Origin of the sequence: Streptomyces triticagri (assembly GCF_003429565.1) — a bacterium.
Taxonomy (GTDB): domain Bacteria; phylum Actinomycetota; class Actinomycetes; order Streptomycetales; family Streptomycetaceae; genus Streptomyces; species Streptomyces triticagri.
Genome location: NZ_QUAK01000101.1, coordinates 1 through 18,532 on the forward strand (window position 1 = coordinate 1; position 18,532 = coordinate 18,532).

Below are 18,532 nucleotides of genomic sequence, written 5' to 3' on the forward strand. Positions count from 1 at the left end.
GGGCCACGGCCCCAGTCGGCACCGTCACGCCGCCGTGGCCTGCACACTCACTTAATCAACTCGACTTTGAAACCGCCCTGCCCCGATCCTGCTCCCTCCCCACCCCAAAGCGCAACGAGAGAACCGTTTCTGCGAATTCCACTTTCCCTCCCTATTGGACCGTCAAACGACTTAGATGATCATCCAAATCGTGACGCTCGATCGAGCGCACCCAGGTGCAATGTGGAAGGGTAAATACAGATTCGAGAGTGGCCCAGTGGCATTTGCGACAGGCGTCCCTCGGTGTCAACTTTGCCGAAGAACTTGGATGTTGCAAGGTCAGAGACCCGCGGTGAGATGGAGGTCACCTCTGGCATAGCTCGGGACGGTGGCGGCGCCGTCATTCGGTGGATCATCTAAACCTGTCGGCGGTTGAGGGGCTGTCTTGTCCTCCTCCCCGAAGCTGACCGGTTGATTGTCGGCGACCGCCAAGGAAGTCGGCTGGCTCTGCGACGGATTCAGGCCGTTCGCGAGCTCGTCGCGCCTGCGGTAATGGTCACGATTTCGACACTTCATCTACTGGATGAGTGGGCCTCTTTCATCCTGTGTCGTAGGAGTGAAATGGGCTGGTCAGCGGGTGTGGTGACAAGGCAGGGCTCCTCGTCGTTGGCGTGGTGATTCCACTCAACACACCGGCGACCTGAGGGGCCCTATTGGTTCCGTATCCTGCCATGCTCGACGTCCCTCACGAGTTCGTCGAGCATGTCTCCTGGCTGCTGTACGAGCGCCGCCGGCTCCGCAACACCCGCTGGCGCAAGCTCGGTTGTTTCAAGCAGGCGTTGCTCACTCTCGTCCGTCTGCGTAAGAACGAGACGTTCTCGCAGCTCGGGGCCGGTTTCGGGATATCCCAGGCCACCGCCTGGCGGTACGTCACGAGACCCTTGACGTCCTGGCCTCCTGGTCGCCCGGACTCCATGAAGCCCTCACCGGCCTCGGTGAGGGCGACCACGTCATCGTCGACGGCACCCTCATCCCCACCGACCGGATCCGCGCAGACGAGCCGTACTACGCACAGAAACACCGCAAGCACGGCATGAACATCCAGCTCATCGCCCGACCCGACGGCACAGCGCTCTGGTTCTCCCGCGCGACACCGGGCCGCACCCACGACCTGACGTCCGCCCGTGCCCATGGCATCGTCCAGGCGTGCCTGACCCGGCAGATCCTCGTCTTGGCCGACCGCGCCTACCAAGGCGCCGGCGCAACCTTTCGCACCCCGTACAAGAACCACAGCGAACAACCCGAGCACTACCAGCAGTTCAACCGCGACCACGCCCGACTCAGAGCTCCCGGTGAACGCGCCTTCGCCCAGCTCAAATCCTGGCGGATCCTGCGCAGAGCACGCTGTTCCACCCGCCGCATCAGCCGAACCGTCCAAGCCGTACACGTCCTGCTGACCTGCGACTACTCAGGATGAAAGAGGTTCAGTGAGGGGGAGAGTGCCCGGGAATATAGCGGTATGACTTGCCTCGGGCGTGCGGGCTGCGCTGGTGGCGTCTGCCCCCAGCAGGACGGCCGGCCGGGCGAGAGGTCAGGTAGGTCGTACGACGGCCGGCCGTCGTTGGTAGAAGTAGCGGGTGGCCTGGGCCTGGATGCGGGCGAGGCAGGGGGAGCAGGCGTAGACCGGGGCGTGCTGGCCGTCCCACTGCAGCGGGCCGAGCCACAGCACGGGCACTTCGGTGCGCTCGCAACCGAACCAGCAGTCACCGCGAATCCACAGCCGTCGCACAGGTCGTGCCCTTCTCGTCGCGTGGGTGAGGTTGCGGCCGGTCCCGCTCGGACGAAGACGTGGGTGGCCGGAGCGATCCGAGGGCGCACAGCGCGGGCTCCGCAGTGGGTCTTGAAGTGACGCGTGGCGCCGGCGGGACGTGGGCGGGTCAGTGCGGGATGCCCTCGATGATGTCGCGCGCACCCTGACGCAGGAGTTCGGCGCAGACGCGTGCGCCGAGTACGCCGGGATCGTTGGAGGACTCGCCCCAGAAATGGGCGTGGACGAACTTGCTGCCGTCGCGGGAGAACACCATCCCGCGCAGGCTGAGTTGACCGTCAGGATCGGTGGTGCAGTACCCGGCGATGGGGCTGTTGCAATGCCCGCGCAGGCCGTGGAGCATCACGCGCTCCGCGGTCGCCTCGAGCTGGGTACGGTCGTGGTTCAGGCGGGACAGGAGCTTGGTCGCTTCCGGGTCGGCCTCGCGGCACTCCAGCGCGAGTACCCCGGCGCCGACCGGTGGGAGGATCTCGTCCACGGTGAAGATCTGCCGGGCGCGGTCCCCGAGGCCGAGCCGTTCGAGCCCGGACGAGGCCAGCACCATGGCGTCGAGCTTGACGTCCATCGGTTTGCGGCCGTCGAGTTTGGCGATCCGCGTGCCGATCATGCCGCGGATCCGTACCACTTGGAGGTCGGGACGGGCGCGGTTGATCTGCGCCTTGCGACGCACCGAGGAGGAGCCGATCAATGCGCCGGGCGGGAGGTCGTCGAGGCTCTCGGCGCTCGAACCTTCCGGGACGACGAGAACGTCTCGTACGTCCGCTCGGGGCAGTATGGCCGCGAAGATCAGCCCTTTGGGCATGGGTTCGTCGCCAGGCACGTCCTTGAGGCAGTGGATGGCCGTGTCGATCTCGCCGCGCTGCAGCTGCTCGTCGATTGCCTTCACGAACAGGCCCTTGCCTCCCAACTGGGCCAGATCACCATGCCACTTGTCGGCTTCCGTCTCTACGGCCACGACTTCGGTGGTGATGCCGGGGTCCAGCTCGGCCAGAAGGTGTCGCACGTGTTCGGTCTGGGCGAGTGCCATCGGGCTGCGCCGGGTGCCGATGCGCAGTGGGCGGTCGGCGTATGCAGTAGTCACAAGGTCTCCGGTGTGCGGGATTCGATGTAGGCGGCGGTGCCGGACCAGTCGAGGGGGTATCCGATGTTCATGGCGATCTGCGACGGCAGGACGGAGCGCGCGGACCCACGGTCGGCCCAGCGTGTTCCGTCAACTTCCGTCGGGTTGGGGGAGATGCGGTTGATCTCCTGCGCGGTGAGGCGGCGTCCGGCGAAGTAGAAGGTCAGCCGTGAGCGGCGGCCCGGCCTGCTGGCGGGCGCCCATACGGTCGCGAGGAGACGTGTCGGCTCGATGTCGAGGCCGACCTCCTCGTGGAACTCACGCCGTGCGGCCGTCAGCGGAGACTCACCCCGCTCGACGATGCCGCCCGGAGCGATCCACCGTGGACGGCTACCCGTGGTATGAACGAGGAGCACCCGATCCTGTGCGTCGGTGACCAGCAAGCGAGCAAGGGCAGGGATGCCGTCGGGCCGCGTATTCGGCTGCTCGTGCTGCAGGCAATCCGGCACTCGTATCGGCCCGGACGGCGGTGAATCACAGCAGTCGGACTCGGCGACGGGCCCGATGCCGTATGTGGGCCGCGGACAGCGGTCAGGGGCCAGCTGGTTGACGAGGAGGCGGCAGCCTGCCGCCAGGTTCTCGACGTGCCTCGAGGCGGAGTCGACCGTGTCCCCGTACCCGCGATCCAGTAGCGCTTCAGCCCAATCCATGATCCGCACGGAAGCCGCCGCATCTCGTGCTGAGTTCGTGGTGCTGCGTAGTGAGCGGAGTTCGCGCAGCAGGAGTTGGATGTGGGTGCGGAGCAATAACCCGTAGTCCTTGGCCTCATTGAACGTGCAGAAGACCGGCACCTGCTGAGCCGTACGCCGTATCGCATCGACATCGACGGGGGCGTCACTCATCGAGGGCCTCTTCCAGCAGTCGGCGGCCACGATTCACGACCTTGACGATGGCGCCAGGACTGCACAGAGGGCCCGGCACCTTCGCGGGTACGCACCAGTACGAGGGAGTCGCGCCGGGGTGGGGTCGCGTGGGATGCGGGACGCCCAGGAAGGAGTTCGTGCCGAGACATTCCACCCCCGGGCCGAGCGCTGCCGACAGCTCCGGGCAACGTGCCGTGCTCGACGGCACGAGTGCGTAGTACCGCCGGGCGAATCGGTCGACGAGTACGGGGCCGCGAAGTGCGTTGCTCAGGTAGCAGTCGATGCCGGCCGGATCGTCTGTGCCCGCCGCAGCGTGAATGATGTCGGCTGGTACGCGGAGCGCTGCGAAGATGCCTCCACAGCGGACCATCGCGATACCTGTGGTCGACCACTCCCGGAGGGCAGTTCGACGGTCGCTCGCCGCGGACAGCAGCCAGTGCTCGACCGCCCGGTCCATGCCGGCCCGCGCCGGTGCCTGAGTGGGCGGGACATCTGCTCCGGGCTGGCTCGGCGCCATCACCTCGTTCATGCCGATACCTCCGCCCAGCGGGGGAGCTGCGCGGCCAACGCCGCGTGCAGCATGTTCGCGTCCGCGAGCCGGATCGCCCCTCGGGGCGGTGGAAGCAGCCAGTACGGCCCCGGGGGTGTACGTCGGCTCGCGGGTGGAAGGTGAAGCTGGGTCACGACGGACAAAGGCCCGCTTGTGGGCATCGGTGGCCATGTCGCGGCGGTGCCGAGCGGCACGAAGAAGTACAGGGTCGGCCCGTCCGGATCCACGGCCACGGCGCCAGGGCTGCTCAGCCGGCTGAGAACCTGAAGGCCGTAGTACCGGCCGACCCTGACGGCTTCCCAATGCGGAGGCTCTGCAGGCTTCCTGGCACGCGACAGCACGCTCGGCGGCTTCGTCATCACGGCTTCTCTTCTCGTCGGCGACTGCGGTGAGCAGGAAGCTATTCCGCATTCGGGTCGCCGACCCGAACTGAGAGTTCGGGAGAACTCCTAGTTCGGCCGAGTCACGCGATATTGAGCCGCTCGACCAGGCCGGACACCTGCCGACGGTACGTGGGTCGTACGCGGCGGAGCAGGCCTGTCACGAGATCGACGGCCAGGGAGCTGCGGGCCATGTCCTCGCGGCTCAGCTTCTCCAGATCCAGCAGGTGCACGAGGACTGCCGCGTCGTCGCGCCGCAGGTCGTAGCAGCGAGCAAGGTCGAGCGTGAACGTGAACTGACGTTCCCGGCTGGGGAGTCGGGAGGTGTCCACCTCGTCCGCCAGGCGTAGCCCCTCCGTGCTGTGGCCGGCGAGCATCTCGATACTGAGGGCGTGCAGGTGGATGTTCGTCGGACCGAAGACGGTCCACATTGTGTTGGAGTCCCCCGACCTGTCCCCCAGCGGGGCTGCCTGCTGGTGCAATCGCTCCCGTGCGCTCCACCAGTCCTTGCTCTGCGCGGCCGCTACAACGCGGACGAGCTCGAGCGCGCCCTGCATGGCCGCTGTGTCCGGACCGTTTGGCACTGTGTGCAGTTGCTCGAGGGCCGTACGGGCAACGTCATCGGCTTCCTGCGCACCACCGTCTCTGGACAGCAGGCAGTGTCCCAAGTTCCAGTGAGCGGCGGCGATTCGGATGGGGTCGTCCGCGTCCTCGGCAGCTCGTCGGGCCCGGTCCGCGACCATGAGGGAGAGGTCGAGACGGCCCGACCTGCGGCAGTAGGAGCGTAAGAGGCCGTAGAGGTCGGCCGCTGCACGAAGAACGTCGCGTCGGGCCGTGGCGTCGGTCGATGTTCTGTGCGCCCGGACCGAATGCTCGGCATCGGTGATCAGGGCCGGGAGAACAGGCTCGATCTCCGAGAAGCGTTCGGGACTGGTCTGCCAGATCCGCCATGCCGCTTCGACTCGCTCGCGCAACTCGGCAGGAGGTACTGCAGGATCCCGGCGAGTCGTGCCGTATCCCATGAGGGCCTGGGCGATGTCCGGTGCAGCCGCCGTTGAGACGGTTGCTTTCTCCGGAGCTTCCTCCGACAGGAGCGCCGCGATCGGCACGTCTAGTTCTTTGGCGATGCTCGCGAGCAGGCTGTGGGACGGGGTCCGCTTCCCGTTCTCGATCATGGAGAGGTACCGCTCGCTGATCGCGCACAAGCCTGCGACGGCTGCCAGCGATCGGTTACCGTGCTTCTTCCGGTAGTACCTGATCCGAGCCCCAATGGGCAGCTTCGGTGTTTCTGCCATCCGCCCTCCCGTGGTACGCCAGCGTAGGGCGGACCTTCCCGGCGCGGGGGCTTTCCGCGACTATCGGAACACATAGCGTGATCAAGGTTCGGGAAAGGTCGGCGTACATGCCTCGTCTGGTTCTCTGGGACATCGACCACACGCTCATCGAATCCCGCGGCGTCGGAGGCGAACTCTCCGCGGCGGCCTTCGAGCAGGTGACCGGTCAACCCATGCGGGACCAAGCGAAGATCGACGGCATCACGGAAGCCGTGATCTTCAGGGAAACGGCCAAGTTGCATGGCCTGGAGGTGAGTCGTGCGGACTTCCGTCGCTTCGCAGCGGCGCTCACCGAGCAACACGTCGATCACGCAGCCGAGTTGAGGGAGCGCGGCTCGGCCCTGCCCGGGGCGGCCGCCATCCTTGAAGCCCTGGCCGCCGCCGATGCACGGCAGACAGTGGTGACGGGCAACGTCCGCCCGGTCGCCGAGATCAAGCTGAACGTGTTCGGTCTCGACACCCACATCGACTGGGACGCCGGCGCTTACGGGGAGGACGCAGACCTCCGACCCGCGCTCGTCGAACTCGCGCTCCGCCGGGCATCCGCCAGAGCGGACGAGGCGGTACTCATCGGCGATACGCCCGCGGACGTCGAAGGCGGCCTTGCAAACGGAGTCCGCGTCATCGCCGTCGCGACCGGCCGAAGCTCGGCAGCCCGTCTGCATGACGCCGGGGCCGATGTCGTCCTTGACGACCTGTCTGACACCAGCCATGCCCTCAAGTGCATTGAAGGTCTGACGTAGTCGGCTCCGGGCTACGACGGCGTCAGGTGCTCCCGAGACGAGGCGTTGAAGCGCCGGTCCCGCCGCGGTCGTCCGGCCAGCGACGCGATCAGATTCCTGAAATCGCTGGTGAGAGCGGGCTTCCGCTCTTCGATCGGTCCACGGTGTCGTGGTCGCGTTCCAACCGCGATCACCGGGAGGTGTGGCCCCGTGGTGCCTGCTCTTTTCACTGCTGTATTGACGGTGCTGCTGTTGTTCAGCGGCGGCCCTGTCGCGCTCGCCGAAGTCCGTGCGTGTGCACGGCCCGGCCGTGGACGCCACCGTCGCGTTACGCGCGGTCGGCATGCCGCCCGGGCAAGGTGGTGATGGACGTGTGTCACGACCAGGCCTTTCAGCCCTACATCGTCAGCCAGTGGAGCACTCCGTCGCCTGATGTGCCGCGCCGGGCCCGTGCGGCTCTGTATGAGGTGCTCGAGCGATACGGCTGTGACGATGAGACCACCACCGACTTGGTGCTCGCTGCGCACGAGCTGATCGCCAACGCCAATGAACATGCGGTTGGACCGTACGAGGTGCGTGTGCGTCGAACGTCGCGGCAGATCGTCTGCGAGGTCGACGATCACAGTCCCCGCATTCCAGATATCCCGGTGCTTCCGGCGAGTGGGCTGTTCCTCCCGGTCGAGTCCGGGCGAGGAGGCGGCCTCGACGCACTCTGCGAACTGCTGTCGGAACGAGGGCGGGGGCTGCACATCGTGGATGAACTCTCCAACGGCGTATGGGGGTTTCGCTCGTGGAGGGGTACGAAGACGGCCTGGCTGGCTCTGCGGCCACCAACGTGGCGCGGACGGTGACCTGGTAGGGGCGGGGAGTGCGCCGAAAGTGCGCTCCCCGCGCAACGTGCGCTGCATATGCGCCCGCCATTTACCACAGGTCGACTTTGCCGATGCGACGGATGTCGAACTCGTATCGGTGATTTGCGATGACACTCCTTGCCGGAATCTTGACGATCTCGTCTCCGTCCGAGTGAGCCGTAACTAAACCCCTTGAACTGGGTTTATTCCGTCAGGAAGCTCGGGCATCACGGGTGCGCACCAGCCGCACTGTGGGTTGGTCTGTCCGGTACCTGAAGAGACGGGGGACGTATGAGAGCAAACGGAGCAACGGTCGCGGCATTAGCAGCCATGGTGGCCATCGGGCTTGCTGGGTGCTCGGAAGACGCTTCGCCGGAAGCGACTGCCGCAGCCACGAGCAGGGCGGCCGTCGACGACCCGCCGCCGATGCCCGCGCCCACGGTCGAAGGGCGGGAGTCTCGGGCGGCGATTGATGCCTACCGCGCGATGTGGAAAGACGCGGCAGAGGCATCGCGCACGGCTGATGCGAAGCATCCCCGGCTGGACGACCATGCGCGGGGCGATGCGCTGAGCCTGCTGCGCTACATGATGGAGGAGAACCATAAGTCCGGCCTGACCGGAGAGGGCGAGCCCACCGTTGCGCCGAAGGTCGTGAAGTCGGCGAAGGTCAAGGTCGAACTCCTGGATTGCGTTGATGGTTCGACGTGGCCTCAACAGAGCGCGAGCGCGTCGCCAGAGGACTTGCCCGGAGGGCGCTACAGGACTGAAGCCACGGTTGAGCNAGAGGACTTGCCCGGAGGGCGCTACAGGACTGAAGCCACGGTTGAGCTGAGCGGCGCCAAGTGGCTGGTCACGAAGCTGTACTCGGCGGAGGCCGGATCGTGCATGCCGTGAGGGTCCGGTCCACGGCCAAGCGGGACGTGGCGCTCGTAGCCGTCGGCCTGTCGCTGATCGGAGTACTGGCCAGACCCAGCTGGGCTGAGGACAGTGGCTCCTTCATGGGAGCAGCGGCCGGTGTGAGGTGCGGTGGAGGGAAGTGCGGTGTGAGCGCGCGCAGCGAAACACGTAGTCGTCCGGCTGCTCCGCACACGGCTGGGTCGGAGCGGAGATCTGCTGGTCCGGTCACGGGCGGTCGCAGCGCGGGAGGGGCGCTGAAGCGTGATCGTTTGCCGGGGCAGATGTATGGGCCTCGAGGAGTCCCGCTTCCGATGCAGAACTTCGCCGATCCGGAGGAACCACAGGAACCTGCAGGCGATGACAAGGCCCCGGTGCAACCTGCTGTCGCTGCCCAAGAAGCGGTGCGGGAGCTGGTGTTGCCCAAGCCTGCGATCCGTACGAACCCTGACGAGAAGCGTTCTCAACTGGTGCGGGTGCCCACGTGGATGTGGCTCGACGCGGCTATGTGGAAGCCGGTCTCGAAGACGGTGAAGGTGCCCGGCGTGACGGTCACGGCGACGGCGGTACCGCAACGCGTGCGCTGGGGCATGGGGGATGGCCGGACGGTGGTGTGCGAGGGCGCGGGAACGCCCTACGACGCGGCGAAGTACTCGGCTGAGGCGGCGTCGCCCGATTGCGGTCACCTGTACCGGCGTTCGTCGGCTGCGGAGCCGGGCGAGGCCTACCAGGTCTCTGCCGCGGTGATCTGGGACGTGACGTGGCACGGCGGGGGAGAGGAGGGCGTTGTCCCCGGCCAGGAGACCGCGGCTCAAGTCCCGCTGAAGGTGGCCGAGGCGCAGGCCTTGGTCGTTCCCTGAGCGCTCCGGGCGAGGAGCGGTCGGTCCGGACCCGTGTCGGTGTCCGGCGAGTTCTTTTCACGATCGAGTGAGGTGGAGCGTGGGTACGTCTTTGTCTTCTTCAAGCTCAGCGAGGACGGATATGCCCTGGGTGCGACGGCGCCCGGAGGGGGAGGGCCAAGCCCCTCCTGCAGGCGGCCCGGTCGGGCCGAAGCGCCGATGGCGACCTGGGCTCGTCGCGCTCGGATTGGCGGGGGCGATCGCCTGCGCCGGAGGCGTGGCTTGGTTGGTCGCGGGTGCCGGGGAGCGCCAGCCGGTGCTGACCGTGGTGCGGCCGGTTGCGGCCGGTGACGTCATCGAGGCCAAGGACGTAGGAGTGGTCCAACTCGGTGTGGACGATGCCACCCAGGTCGTGCCTGCCGGCGAGCGCAGCTCCGTCGTCGGGCGTCGAGCGGTGGTGCCTCTGGTCGCGGGGCAGATGGTCGCGCGGGGTCACGTCGGTGATACGGCGCAGTTCCCGCCGGAGGGCCGCGCACTCGTCGTCGTCGGCGTGGCTGCTGAGTCAATGCCGGCGGGGCTGGCTGCCGGACAGAGAGTTGCTGTGGTTCCGGGGGCCGGCCCGGAGTCTCGAGCGCTTCAGGAGGGTGAGAAGGCGCCCGACCCGGTCCTGGGCGTGGTGAATGCGGTGAGCAGGCCGGAGTCAGCGTCGGGGAAGGGCGCAGTCACGGTGCTCACCGATGCCGGGGCTGTCCTTCGGACCGCGCAGTTGAGTGATCCGCGGATCGCGGTGCTCAGCGACTCGGTACAGGAGGTCTCGTGACGCGCGAGATCATGGCGTTCGGGGCCCTGAAGGGCTCTCCGGGCGTTACGACGTTGGCTCTTGCCCTGGCGGCCGCCTGGCCGCCGGATGCGGCACATGGTCGGCCGATCGTGGTCGAGGCAGATGCCTCCGGGGGTGACCTGGCGGTCCGCTTCGGACTGTCCGACATGACGGGTCTGCTGGCGCTTGCCGCCGAAGCCCGACGTGCAGGCCCTGCGTCCCAACTCACCGCATGCGCGCAGGAGATCGTCAGCGGCGTGCTGGCTGTCGCCGCACCCACCGGGGCCGATCAGGCGAGGGCCAGCGTGGAAGAGCTGGCGGCTCGTGTTCCCGTGCTGAAGGGAAGCGAGGAACAGAGCGGAACGGTGCTGCTGGACCTCGGACACCTGGGTGCGGCGCCGTCCCGAGCGCTCGCAGCTGCTGCCGATCGGCTCGTTGTGGTGGCACAGGGCGGTGCCGATGCTCTCGCTCACGTAGCCGCCCGGCCTGGCTGGCTGTCGGCAGAACGAGTGGACCTCGTGGTCATCGGTGCGTGTCCGTACTCGACGTCCGAGATCGCCAAGGCACTCGACCTTGAGGAGCCCTGCGTCCATCTCCTGCCCTGGGACGAACGAGCGGGCCGGGCGCTGAGGGGCGAGGCGAGAGTCGGACAGCGCAGATGGGGGCGCTCGCCCTTGGCGCGTGGAGCGGCTCGCCTCGCACGTCAGCTGGCCGGCATCGAAGCGCAGAGTGCGTACGGAGGACTGGCTGGCGAACTCGCCCAGCTCACCGCGCGCTCTGTCACCCGGCCGGCGCTCGAGGCTGCTGGAGAAAGCGGGCCGCTGTGACATCACCGGGCGTAGCAGATCAGTCCGTTGCCGAGCAGGTCCGGATCCGGATCGCGCAGACGCTGACGGGCTTCGCGCACGCCCGCGCGGAGGCCGATCTCCCGGTCCAGAGCGGGGGCGAGCGCCGCGAACTCGCCCGGCGGCTTCTCGACGACGAGGTCGCGGCACACAATCAGGAGCGGCTGCGTGCCGGTCGGGGGCCGCTGGCCGAGCCGGAGCAGACAGCTCTGGAACGGGCCGTCATGGAGGCTCTGTTCGGTCTCGGCTCGCTGCAGGAGCTGCTCGAGGACGACCGCATCGAGAACATCCAGATCAACGGCGCCGACCGCGTCTTCGTACGCTACGCGGACGGCAGCGAGGAACGACGGCCACCGGTCGCGGCGTCGGACGCCGAACTGGTCGACCTCGTACGGCAGATCGCCGCCCGCTCGGGCCTGGAAGAGCGTCGGTTCGACCGGGGCTCGCCCAGCCTGAACATCTGCCTGCCGGACGGGTCCCGCCTGTTCGCCGTGATGGCTCTCTCCCACCGTGTCGGGCTCACCATCCGCCGACACCGGTTCAAACGCGTCACCATGGACGACCTCGTCCACCGGCTCGGCATCTGTGACGAACCACTGGCGGCGTTCCTGACTGCACTCGTACGGGCCCGGAAGAACGTCATCGTCGGAGGCGGCACCAACGTCGGCAAGACCACCCTCGCCCGAGGCCTTGCCTCGGTCATCCCGGCACACGAGCGCCTCGTCACCGTGGAGGACACCTTCGAGCTCGGACTGCACGAGAACCCCGAGACACACCCGAACGTGATGGCACTCCAGGCACGCGAGGCCAATCTCGAGGGGGAGGGAGCCGTCGACCAGGCCGAGTTGGTGCGCTGGGGGCTCCGTATGTCGCCGGACCGAGTCATCGTCGGTGAGATCCGCGGAGCCGAGGTCGTCCCCATGTGCAATGCGATGTCGCAGGGCAACGACGGCTCGCTGTCCACTATTCACGCCTCCACCTCGCGCGGCGTCTTCACTAAACTCGCCGCGTACGCCGCTCAATCGCCGGAACGCCTCTCGCTCGAAGCGACCAACCTTCTGGTCGCGTCCGCCGTGCACTTCGTCGTCCATCTCGGCTGGGACGCCCAGGGCCGGCGCGCGATCGACTCCGTACGAGAGGTTGTGGACGCGGAGGGAGCACAGGTGATCTCCAATGAGGTCTACCGGCCCGGGTCCGACGGGAGAGCCGTCCCTGGGGCGCCGCTGCGCACCGAGACCGCCGCCGAACTCGCGGCTGCAGGCCTCGACGCCGATGCACTTCGAGGTGACCGATGGGGGCGGGGCCGATGACCAGCACCACGCTCCTCGGACTGCTCCTGGGTCTCGGTTTCGCGGCCTCGCTGGCTGTCGGCACGTGCGGACTGCATCCCCGGACGCGGATGAAGCGCGAGGGACGCCGACTGCGTCTGCCCGTTCACATCAGCGGCAGACGTTGGCTCGCATCGATCGGTGCCGGGACCCTGAGCGTCGCGGTCACCGGATGGGCCGTCGCCGGACTGCTCACGATCGCCGGGTGCCTGGCGCTGCCGCGCCTCCTCGGTCCGGACCGTGCGGCCGCGGCGCGTACGTCGAAGCTGGAAGCTGTGGCCGTGTGGGCGGAGATGCTCCGCGACACGCTTTCGGCCGCGGCCGGGCTCGAGCAGGCCATCACCGCGACCGCGTCCGTCACACCACCCGCACTGCGCGACGACGTCGCGCGTCTCGTGGAACGCATCGAGGCCGGCCAATCGCTGGGAGATGCGCTACGTGCCTTTGCCGACGACGTGGACGACGCGACCTGTGACATGGTCACGGCCTCGCTGATCCTTGCCGCCGAGAGCCAGGCACGACAACTCGGCTCTCTGTTGGGGCAGTTGGCACAGGCGACACGCGAGCAGGTGACGATGCGGCTGAAGATCGAAGCTGGTCGTTCCCGCGTCCGTACGTCGGTGCGGGTGATCACCGGGACAACCCTCTCCATGGCCGGTGGGTTGGTCGTGCTCAACCGCCGATACCTGGACCCGTTCGGGACTGTGGAGGGGCAGCTGGCCTTGACCGTGGTGGGAGGTCTGTTTGCCTTTGCCTTCTGGTGGTTGGCGAAGATCGGGGCCATCGCGGAGGAGCCGCGGGTGCTCAAGGGCGCGCATTCCGTGCCGTCCGGGAAGGCGGCACTGCATTGAATGCGATCCTTCTCGGACTCGGTCTCGGAGTCTTCCTCGCCGTGACCGTGTACGGCATGGTGCCGCCGCGATCCTCGCTGGCCGAATCCTTGGCACCACTGGGCAAGGCACCCGTGCCGCCGCCCCGCCAGCCAGAAACTGCGGAGCCGTCGGGATGGGCCGCGCGCCTTGGCCGCAGCGGGGTCCCCCTGCTGAAGGCCTGCGGACTGCCCACCCGTGGTCTCCTGTGCGACCTGCGCATCGCCGACGTATCCGTGGAACGTCTTCTCGCCGAGAAGTGCACCGCGTTCGTCCTCGGATTGCTGGCTCCCAGCGTTGCCTCACTCCTGTACTGGGGCCTCACGGGTGCCGGGCTCGGCTGGCAGCTGTCGGCGCTCGCGTCGGTCGCCATGGGCGGTGTGCTGTTCATGGCACCCGATCTTGCGGTGCGCTCCACCGCACGCCGCAGGCGTCAGGACCTGCGGCACACGTTGTCCGTCTTCCTCAACCTCGTCGTCATCAGCCTCGCCGGAGGCGCCGGCATCCACCAGGCGCTACAGGAAGCAAGTGCCCGGCCGCACGGCTGGGGAGCCGCACAATTACGACGTGCCCTCACCGCTTCCGAGGTCGGACGTAGCAACGTCTGGCACGAACTGGGCGAACTCGGCACCCGTACCGGAGTCCGCGAACTGACCGAACTGGCCTCGACGGTGGCTCTCGCCGGCTCCGAAGGCGCCAAGATCCGCGTCTCGCTCGAGGCGAAGGCCGGAGCCATGCGGACACGGAGTCTGACCGAGGCCGACGGAGCGGCGCAGTCGGCGACGGAACGGATGTCGCTGCCCCTCGTCGTTCTCTTCGCCGGGTTCCTGATCTTCATCGGCTATCCGGCCCTGCAGTCCGTGCTCGCCGGTCTGTAGCGCTCACTGGTCCGTCGCAGCCGGACACCTCATTCGGAACGGAGCTTCTCGTGAACATTCGCCCACTCGTCGATCTCGCCCAGGCGTGGGCCACCCAGGTACGTGAAGGCATCAGGAAAGACGCCGGGTACTCCACCGAGACCATCGTCGTCACCGCACTGCTCGCCATCATGGCGATCACCGTGATCGGGATCATCACGGGGAAGGTCGTCGGCAAGGCAGGCGGGATCGATCTTGGATAGCGGTCGAACGCACCGGGGCCGCCTCAGATGGGACGACCGCGGCACGGCCACGACGGAGCTGGTCATCGTCGTGCCGTTGTTGATGTTTCTGCTTCTGTGCGTGGTCCAGTTCGCGGTGGCCGCGCACGCCCAGCACATCGCGCAGTCGGCTGCCTCGCGTGCCCTTGCCACCGCCCGCGCAGAGGACTCGAGCGCGGCGGCGGGCGCAGCGCGCGCGGAGACCACTCTCCGGCTGCTGGCCGGGCGCGTGTTGACCGCGCCGGCGGTCCAGGTCGATCGGAGTGGCGAGCATGCCGTCGCACACGTGGAAGGGACCGTGATGACCGTCGTACCCGGACTGGACCTGAAGGTCTCCGGACATGCTGCTGGGCCGGTGGAGAAGTGGACCGCCGAGTGAGCCGCGTACGGCACATGCTCGCTCGAGTGGCTGCCGGTATCAGTCGAGATCGTGGAGCGGCCACCACTGAACTCGTTCTGGCTGCACCGTTGTTGATCCTGCTGACGCTGGTCGCTGTTGGCTTCGGCAAGCTCGCCGGCGCCCGGCTCGACGCGGACGAGGCGGCTCATCAGGCAGCACGCGCCGCCACCTTGGCCCGTACGACTGGCGAAGCCGGCTCCGACGCGGGGCGCGCCGCCCGGCAGAGCCTCGCCGGAGCCGGCTCCTCCTGTTCCGATCCTCGCGTCGCTCCCGAGGTGGGTGACCTCGCGCCCGGAGGTGTGGTCCGGGTGACCGTGCGGTGCCATGTTGCCCTCGATGTCCCGGGGCTGGGTGACGTGGACGTGGAAGCCTCCGCCTCCTCGGTTGTCGACCGATACCGAGGAGAGCAGCTGTGAACCGGATGTCGTGGGATCCGCGAAGCGCCGTTCTCGACGATTCGGGACAGGTGACGGCGGTCGTTGTCGTGTCCGTTGCCGGGCTCTTTCTCGCCGCAGGGCTTGTTATTGACGGCGGGCTCGCTCTGGCCGGAAAGGTCCGGGCAGCAGACACCGCGCAAGAGGCAGCCCGAGCGGCCTGCCAGGAAGTCGACCTCGAACACCTGCGGGCGCACGATCGCATGCGGCTCAAGCCGGGCGAAGCAACTGCGGCCGCGCACGCGCGCGTCGCGGCCGTGAGTGACAGCGCCGACGTGACCGTTCTCGACGACCAGGCCCAGGTGGCCGTCACCCATGTGCAACCGACGCAGGTCCTGTCCCTGGTCGGCATCGACACCCTCACCACCACCGCGTCCGCCACCGCCCATATCCAGCGTGGGGCCGCGACGGAATGGGACGACGACGGAGCGGCTGCGCCGTGACGCGTACACCGCCCTCGCCCCGACGCCGTGCACGCCGAGTCGGCGCAGTAGGCCGTCTCGCGGCGTCGGTGCTCGGGCTCTCTGTGGCCGTGGGTGGCATCCCGTACACCCTGGACAGGTTCATCGGCGTCCCCTGGCCCGTGCAGGTGGCGTCCTTCGGCGACCTTGTCGGACGTCTCGGGCAGCCCGTGAGCGACCCTTTCGTCCTCCAAGTACTCGGTCTCATCGGGTGGTTGTGCTGGGTGTACTTCATTGCGGTGCTCCTGTACGAAGCACTGTGGGCGGTACGGCGAATGCCCACGTTGATCACCGACGCGGGACTCCTGCGCAGGCGCGCGGCGTCCGTGTCGGCCCCACGCGCCGCCGCCGTACTCATGATCGGCACCATGATCATCGCGCTCTCCGGCCTCCTCCGCACCGCCGATGCCCAGGCCGAACCAGCCACCGGCACGAATCGCCCGGAGACGGCTGCCGCGACCATCGCGGCGACAACCCAACAAGCCGCACCTGCAAAGAAAGTTGAACAGCGACCGGCCTACGACACATACACCGTGCGGACCGGTGACACCCTGTGGGGGATCGCCGAACAGCACCTCGGAGATCCCGCTCAATGGCCCCGCATCTACGAGCTCTCCTGCACGATCCGGCAGCCGGACGGCAACCTGCTGTCGCATCCCGACCGAATCACCCCCGGCTGGACCTTGCGCCTGCCGGCGACCAAGGGCTCTGCTCCGCACTCCGACCAGTCAGCGAGGAAGCGGGAGCCGCGCACGCCGCCCGAGGCTCAAGACCCGTACAACGGGGCTCGACAGCAGGGGGACAAGGACCGAGACGCTGGAAAGGCGGATGGACACAGCTCTCAACAGGCGGCGGCGCGTGCGGAAGGATCGGAACGCACTCGCCCGGTGACGGTCTCCGTCGGCGCCGCGTCAGCCATCGGCGTGACCACCGCGGCCAGCGTCGCTGCCGCGGTCGCCTTCGCCCGCCGGCATGCGGCTCGTCGCCGATCGCTCAGCCCAACCTCCCTCGGCGAGTCCCCGGATGGCCATGACGACCTCACGCTCAACGACGCGCTCGAGCGCAGCAACCGAGCTCACCTGTCAGCACGAGCAGCGCACCACCACTCCACCGAGCTGCCACGCCGCACGCCTCCCGCCGACCCCATGCCACCGGGCTCGGTCGCCATTGCGGAGAAGGACGGCTGCGAACTCGGGATCGAGACCCTGGCGGTGGCCGGCGGGGCGCACCTCACGGGCCCGGGAGCCGACTCGGCCGCCCGCCACCTGATCGTCGCGGTCACCGGAGCCACGCAGCGCCTGCGCCCGTCAAAACCCCGCCTACAGCTGGTGAGCACCTGGACCACCGTGTCCCGGCTCCTGCCGGACCTGGTCGTGCCTCCTCCTGCCCTGACCATCGAAGAGTCGTGGGGCGACGCCCTGGCGGCAGTCGAGAGCCGGCTCGTCGGACAGGCACGCCGGGTCGACGAACTCTTCGCCCCCAGGCCGGACACTGCAGCAGATACGGATGCGGACGCCTGGCACATCCTGCTTGTCGACACTCAACTCTCCGTGCCGGCAGAGCTCACCGCGCTCGCGAGCCGAGCCACCCCGGGCAGTCTTGCCGTCATCACCCTGGGAGAGAACAGCAGGGCCGGAAGCTGGGTGTCGGTCGCCGAGGACGGGGCGGTGACCAGCAACCTCCCCGTACTGGACGGCGCCTCCATGTTCCGCCTCGCCGACCGTACGGCCCCCGAGTTCATCGACCTCATGCACGCCTCGCACGGCCACCCTCACGCCCGCGACGACGGGCCGCTCGACCCCGACGCCCCAGCCGAGTCGCGCGCCCCGGAGACACCCCACCAGGCGCCAACCCTGCCCCCGGAGCCCGTACGCCCCGCTCGCACCCGCGCGCTGCACATCCAACTCTTCGGCGGTTTCAAACTCTTCGTTCGAGACGAAGAATGCAGCCTCATTGAAACCCGGAAAGAAGAAACCCGAGAATTCATCGCCCTGCTGGCCACCCACAAAGATGGCCTCAGAGGTGAGGAAATCGCCGAGAAAATGCAACTGGCCGACGACCCGGACGTCGCCAAGGGCGAGATCGAGAATCTGCGGCGCGCAGCACGCAGAGTATTCAGAAGCGCTACGGGTATGAAAGAAGTAGCGTTCGTCGTTCTCAATGGAAGAGTGCACAAGCTGGATCCGCAATACGTCACCACAGACGCAGCGGAATTTACCGAGGCGGTCACCGAAGCAGCCACTGCCGATTCGTCGAGTGAGCGGGCGATCGCCCTGGAACGGGCAGCCGAGGCGTACCGAGGCCCCTTGTGCGACGGGGCCCACTACCTCTGGGCACACGGACCACGGGCCGCCTTCCACCGACGGGCCCTGGACGCACTGACGCTCCTGGCCGACCACGCTCTGCAGCGCTCAGCCGACCCGGAACCGGCGCTCGCCCTCCTCAACCGTGCCGCCGACCTCGACCCTGAGAACGAAGGCATCTACCGTCGGATCATCCAGCTCCAACTCGACCTCGGCCGGGACGACGCAGCACAGCGCACCTTCGCCCTCCTCGCCGAACGCCTCGAACAGATCGACGCCCAGCCCGAGCCGGCCACTCGCGCACTCCTGAGTAGGGAACCGGCGCGCAATGAGCCCTCGCGCAGGGCGGTAGTGAGTCGTGTTTCTCCGAAGGCGTTCAGGACGTCCTGACCACCGTCCTACCACCTCGATCGTCCTGCACGTCCTGCTTGGACAGGAGCCCGTGTGCGTTGAGAAACAGCAGCTCAGGGGCCGATCTGCCGCCGCGCGGACGGCCAGCCTGCATATCGGTACGGGAATCTGCCCCGATCTGCCAACACCTACGGCGCTCCCCCTCCCTCATACATCGGCCGTC

18 protein-coding genes and 1 pseudogene are annotated in these 18,532 nt (G+C 67.8%); 14 read left to right on the plus strand and 5 right to left on the minus strand.

The annotated features are described in order from the left end of the window. Window positions 1-710 precede the first annotated feature (710 nt). Window positions 711-1,456, plus strand: a pseudogene (locus DY218_RS18560) (transposase family protein). A gap of 114 nt (window positions 1,457-1,570) precedes the next feature. Here the strand turns inward: DY218_RS18560 and DY218_RS18565 are convergent. The 5 genes from DY218_RS18565 to DY218_RS18585 form a co-directional block, all read right to left on the minus strand. Then, window positions 1,571-1,714 (minus strand): hypothetical protein, encoded by a 144-nt coding sequence (locus DY218_RS18565; RefSeq protein WP_325052006.1) that lies wholly within the window; start codon window positions 1,712-1,714, stop codon window positions 1,571-1,573. Between the two features lie 202 nt (window positions 1,715-1,916). Further along, window positions 1,917-2,888 carry a hydroxymethylbilane synthase gene (hemC, locus tag DY218_RS18570; protein ID WP_233521690.1) on the minus strand — a complete coding sequence of 324 codons (972 nt, stop codon included), beginning with the start codon at window positions 2,886-2,888 and terminating at the stop codon, window positions 1,917-1,919. Continuing rightward, window positions 2,885-3,769 (minus strand): DUF6415 family natural product biosynthesis protein, encoded by an 885-nt coding sequence (locus tag DY218_RS18575; protein ID WP_199566776.1) that lies wholly within the window; start codon window positions 3,767-3,769, stop codon window positions 2,885-2,887. Before DY218_RS18575 ends, hemC begins: the two co-directional genes overlap by 4 nt. After that, a complete protein-coding gene (locus DY218_RS18580; protein ID WP_128557190.1) occupies window positions 3,762-4,319 on the minus strand; it encodes a hypothetical protein in 558 nt (185 codons plus the stop codon). Before DY218_RS18580 ends, DY218_RS18575 begins: the two co-directional genes overlap by 8 nt. Before the next feature lie 484 nt (window positions 4,320-4,803). After that, window positions 4,804-6,015, minus strand: a complete 1,212-nt coding sequence (locus DY218_RS18585; protein ID WP_128557191.1) for a helix-turn-helix domain-containing protein — start codon at window positions 6,013-6,015, stop codon at window positions 4,804-4,806. Window positions 6,016-6,122: 107 nt separating this feature from the next. Between DY218_RS18585 and DY218_RS18590 the strand changes: the two genes are divergently transcribed. The 13 genes from DY218_RS18590 (at window position 6,123) to DY218_RS18650 (ending at window position 18,348) form a co-directional block, all read left to right on the plus strand. After that, window positions 6,123-6,797, plus strand: a complete 675-nt coding sequence (locus tag DY218_RS18590) for an HAD family hydrolase (RefSeq protein WP_128557192.1) — start codon at window positions 6,123-6,125, stop codon at window positions 6,795-6,797. 350 nt (window positions 6,798-7,147) lie between these two features. Further along, complete coding sequence (locus DY218_RS18595) at window positions 7,148-7,627, plus strand: ATP-binding protein (RefSeq protein ID WP_233521691.1); 480 nt, start codon at window positions 7,148-7,150, stop codon at window positions 7,625-7,627. 1,208 nt (window positions 7,628-8,835) lie between these two features. After that, entirely contained in the window at window positions 8,836-9,381 is a 546-nt protein-coding gene (locus tag DY218_RS18605) for a hypothetical protein (RefSeq protein ID WP_233521692.1), read from the plus strand. A gap of 295 nt (window positions 9,382-9,676) precedes the next feature. Further along, entirely contained in the window at window positions 9,677-10,180 is a 504-nt protein-coding gene (locus tag DY218_RS18610) for an SAF domain-containing protein (RefSeq protein ID WP_158574061.1), read from the plus strand. Then, window positions 10,177-11,007, plus strand: coding sequence for a hypothetical protein (locus tag DY218_RS35255; protein ID WP_233521693.1), 831 nt, complete (start codon window positions 10,177-10,179; stop codon window positions 11,005-11,007). The genes DY218_RS18610 and DY218_RS35255 overlap by 4 nt, the downstream gene beginning before the upstream one ends. Further along, window positions 11,004-12,335, plus strand: a complete 1,332-nt coding sequence (locus DY218_RS18615) for a CpaF family protein (RefSeq protein ID WP_233521694.1) — start codon at window positions 11,004-11,006, stop codon at window positions 12,333-12,335. The genes DY218_RS35255 and DY218_RS18615 overlap by 4 nt, the downstream gene beginning before the upstream one ends. After that, entirely contained in the window at window positions 12,332-13,204 is an 873-nt protein-coding gene (locus DY218_RS18620) for a type II secretion system F family protein (protein WP_233521695.1), read from the plus strand. The genes DY218_RS18615 and DY218_RS18620 overlap by 4 nt, the downstream gene beginning before the upstream one ends. Continuing rightward, on the plus strand, window positions 13,201-14,100 hold the full coding sequence (locus DY218_RS18625; protein ID WP_233521696.1) for a type II secretion system F family protein: 900 nt from the start codon (window positions 13,201-13,203) through the stop codon (window positions 14,098-14,100). The genes DY218_RS18620 and DY218_RS18625 overlap by 4 nt, the downstream gene beginning before the upstream one ends. A gap of 50 nt (window positions 14,101-14,150) precedes the next feature. Continuing rightward, complete coding sequence (locus DY218_RS18630) at window positions 14,151-14,342, plus strand: hypothetical protein (protein ID WP_128557198.1); 192 nt, start codon at window positions 14,151-14,153, stop codon at window positions 14,340-14,342. Then, window positions 14,335-14,739 (plus strand): TadE/TadG family type IV pilus assembly protein, encoded by a 405-nt coding sequence (locus DY218_RS18635; protein ID WP_233521697.1) that lies wholly within the window; start codon window positions 14,335-14,337, stop codon window positions 14,737-14,739. Before DY218_RS18630 ends, DY218_RS18635 begins: the two co-directional genes overlap by 8 nt. Window positions 14,740-14,765: 26 nt before the next feature. Further along, the gene (locus DY218_RS18640; RefSeq protein WP_233521698.1) at window positions 14,766-15,176 is read left to right on the plus strand and encodes a TadE/TadG family type IV pilus assembly protein; all 411 of its coding nucleotides are present in this window, start codon (window positions 14,766-14,768) and stop codon (window positions 15,174-15,176) included. Window positions 15,177-15,181: 5 nt separating this feature from the next. Beyond that, window positions 15,182-15,637 carry a pilus assembly protein TadG-related protein gene (locus DY218_RS18645; protein ID WP_128557216.1) on the plus strand — a complete coding sequence of 152 codons (456 nt, stop codon included), beginning with the start codon at window positions 15,182-15,184 and terminating at the stop codon, window positions 15,635-15,637. A gap of 386 nt (window positions 15,638-16,023) precedes the next feature. After that, window positions 16,024-18,348, plus strand: coding sequence for a BTAD domain-containing putative transcriptional regulator (locus DY218_RS18650; RefSeq protein ID WP_158574063.1), 2,325 nt, complete (start codon window positions 16,024-16,026; stop codon window positions 18,346-18,348). Window positions 18,349-18,532 lie beyond the last annotated feature (184 nt).